Consider the following 2,888-nt stretch of genomic DNA (forward strand, 5'->3'; position numbering starts at 1 on the left):
CGTGGTGCGTGGCAAGTTCATGGCGAAGCCCGGCCGTCAGTTCATGATCCGCAAGGAGGTGTACGTGCGGGTGCAGCAGGCCTTCGACGAAGCCGGGATTCCCTTCGCGCGCAAGCAGGTCATGGTGCACATCCCGGGGCTCGACAACCGACCCGATACACTCGACGAGGCCGACGTGCGCCGCGTGGCGGCCGCCGCTGCAGACTCGGCCACGCGCGTCGACCCCAACCCGGCCGGCCCGGCGAGAGACTGAGTCCCCGTGCTGCGTGTGCTGCTGAAAATCGGGCTGGCGCTGATCGCGCTGGTGGTGCTGCTGGCCATCGGCATCACGGCCTTTCTGTTCCTCGCACCGACCTTCGGAGCGGGAGGGCAGGGCGATTCGAACCCGAGACTGAACGCCTCACCGAACTACGCCGACGGGCGCTTTCACAACAACGTCGAGACCACGCTTGCCACCCGTGGTGCGGTCGACCCCGACCGGTCGACGATGGATTTTTTCTTCCCGCCCGAGGGCAAGCGCCCGCCCGCCCCAATCCCCTCCGTGCCACTGCAGGCGCACACACTGGCCAACGGCCACGCCGCCTGGCTCGGGCACTCGACCGTGCTGTTGCGCACCGCCGACCGCGCTGTGTTGATCGACCCGGTGTTTTACGACGCGTCGCCCGTGCCGATGACCGTGCACCAGTTTCCCATGGTGCACACGCCGTGCATCGATGAGCTGCCCCCGGTGGACGCGGTGTTGATTTCGCACGACCACTACGACCACCTCGACCACCGTGCCATCGGCGAACTCGCTTCGCGTGTGGGCCAGTTCCTCGTGCCGCTGGGCGTCGGGGCGCACTTTGCGCGCTGGGGCATCGACCCGCGGCAGGTCGTGGAACTGGATTGGTACGAGCACCACGACCTGGGAGATGTGCGGTTCACGCTGACCCCGTCACGCCATTTCAGCGGTCGCGCCTTGACCAACCGCAACACCACGCTCTGGGGCGGCTGGGTGGTGCGATCTCCGCAATTATCGGTGTTCTACAGCGGCGACAGCGGGTACTTCGACGGTTTCACCGAAATCGGTGAGCGGCTCGGACCGTTTGACGTCGCCTTCATCGAGAACGGCGCCTACGACGCCACCTGGGCGCAGATCCACATGACGCCGGAACAATCGGTACAGGCGAGCATCGACCTCGGCGCGTCCCATTTCTTTCCGGTGCACTGGGGGAAATTCGATCTCGCCTTCCACCGATGGGATGAACCGATCGAGCGCGCCCTGGCCGAGGCCAACAAGCGCGATGTGAGTGTGATCACCCCGGTGATCGGCGAGGTGTTCGCGCTCGGCGCTGGCCCCACTGCGCGCTGGTGGGACGCGCTGCGCCCGCCCGTCGACGACTGAGCCTAAAGCGATCAGTGCGGGCGCCAGTTGCGCGAGAAGTGGGCGCTCAGAAACGCCATCTGGTCGCCGCGGATGCGCTTGGAGTTGACCAGCGCAAGGTACTCGGCGCGGTTGGGTTTGTAGGGTACGGCGAGAATCGGCATGTTGCAGGCCTCAGGCGTGCGGTTGCCCTTGCGCTGATTGCAGCGGCGACAGGCCGTGATGACGTTGGTCCACGCGTGTGCGCCGCCCTTGGACAGCGGGACGATATGATCCTGGGTCAGATGCGCGATGGCGAAGTGTTGCCCGCAGTACATGCAGTGGTACTGGTCTCGGCTGAACAAGGCCTTTTTTGACAAGCGTGGAACATGGTCCATTCGCGTGTGCATGTGCCCCTTGCACGCGATGATGCCGTGCAGGCCGAGCGTGGATCTTTCGCCGGTGTGCCGGTTGTGGCCACCGGTGATGTCCACCAGCGTGTCGCCCAGTGTCCAACCGATCAGGTCACGTGCGTACAGGCACGCGGCTTCCTGCCAGGTCACCCAGTCAATCGGTGCGCCGGCCATGTTGAGCCGCAGCACTTTCAGGCTGGAGAGGTCCTCCATCGAGCCTCACTCCCGTGTTGAGTTCGCGCAGCAAGACCAATAGCATTGCCAAACCCCGTTTGGCAACCACCCCACTGGGCAACACGCCTCGATGACCTGTGCACGCGAGCTCAGACGCTCCTACGACGGCTGGATCTACGCGCTGCGGCGCTCGTCGCGCGCGCGTCGGTTGCGTTTGCAATACTGCCCGGACACCGGGCTGAGTCTGGTTGTGCCCGAGCGCGTCACGGTGGCGGAGGCCGAGGCCTTTTTGCGGTCACAGCGTGACTGGATCGCGCGCTGCCACGCGGTCGATCCCAACGGCCTTGATCGGCCGCGGCACGCGCCTGCCTGCCCGGATCGGGTTGATCTGCCGGCCACGGGCGAGACCGTGGCTGCGCCTCAACCGCCTGATGCACTTGGCCTGCAAGCGCGCGTGCACGAGCACGCGCGGCACGTGCTGCCAGGCTGGGTCGCACGCCTGAGTGCACGGAGTGGACTCGCTGCCGCGCGCGTCAGCGTGCGAAACCAGCGATCACGGTGGGGCAGTTACTCCAGTCGTGGCACCGTGAGCTTGAACTGGCGCCTGGTGTTGCTCACGCCGGAGATGGTCGACTACGTGGTCCTGCACGAACTGGCGCACAGCCGGCACATGAACCACTCGGCTGCGTTCTGGCGGGTGTTGGAGTCGGTGTGTCCTGACGCACGCGAGCGAGACCGCGCCTTCGACCGTGACGCCGCGCGGTTGGTGCCCGCCTGGGCACGCTACCGCGGCGGTTGAGATGGGTTGCTCAATTCAGCAGCAAATCGACAGAAAGCGAGTCGATGGCGTGGCGCAACACGCTCAGTGACAACACGCTGGTCATGCTGGCGGCCAGTGCCGCGGCCACCGGGGTGTGGAAGAAGTGGGATTGCATCGCGGCGATGGTCAGCACGAGGTA

General features: G+C 65.8%; 4 protein-coding genes. 3 read left to right on the top strand and 1 reads right to left on the bottom strand.

Annotation, left to right across the window (positions count from 1 at the left end):
• A partial coding sequence (locus tag AAGA11_22950) for a mechanosensitive ion channel family protein (protein MEM9605733.1) occupies window positions 1–253 on the top strand: 253 nt, incomplete at its 5' end.
• A 6-nt stretch (window positions 254–259) separates the two neighbouring features.
• Window positions 260–1,384 (top strand): MBL fold metallo-hydrolase, encoded by a 1,125-nt coding sequence (locus tag AAGA11_22955; protein ID MEM9605734.1) that lies wholly within the window; start codon window positions 260–262, stop codon window positions 1,382–1,384.
• 11 nt (window positions 1,385–1,395) lie between these two features.
• Here the strand turns inward: AAGA11_22955 and AAGA11_22960 are convergent, their stop codons facing one another.
• The gene (locus AAGA11_22960; protein MEM9605735.1) at window positions 1,396–1,968 is read right to left on the bottom strand and encodes an HNH endonuclease; all 573 of its coding nucleotides are present in this window, start codon (window positions 1,966–1,968) and stop codon (window positions 1,396–1,398) included.
• 91 nt (window positions 1,969–2,059) lie between these two features.
• Between AAGA11_22960 and AAGA11_22965 the strand changes: the two genes are divergently transcribed.
• On the top strand, window positions 2,060–2,728 hold the full coding sequence (locus AAGA11_22965; protein ID MEM9605736.1) for a M48 family metallopeptidase: 669 nt from the start codon (window positions 2,060–2,062) through the stop codon (window positions 2,726–2,728).
• Window positions 2,729–2,888 lie beyond the last annotated feature (160 nt).

This window comes from Pseudomonadota bacterium, assembly GCA_039196715.1.
GTDB lineage: Bacteria > Pseudomonadota > Gammaproteobacteria > CALCKW01 > CALCKW01 > CALCKW01.

Coding starts and splice junctions, on each gene's coding strand:
- AAGA11_22960 (MEM9605735.1), bottom strand. CDS start 1,968: ATGGAGGACCTCTCCAGCCTGAAAGTGCTGCGGCTCAACATGGCCGGC.
- AAGA11_22965 (MEM9605736.1), top strand. CDS start 2,060: ATGACCTGTGCACGCGAGCTCAGACGCTCCTACGACGGCTGGATCTAC.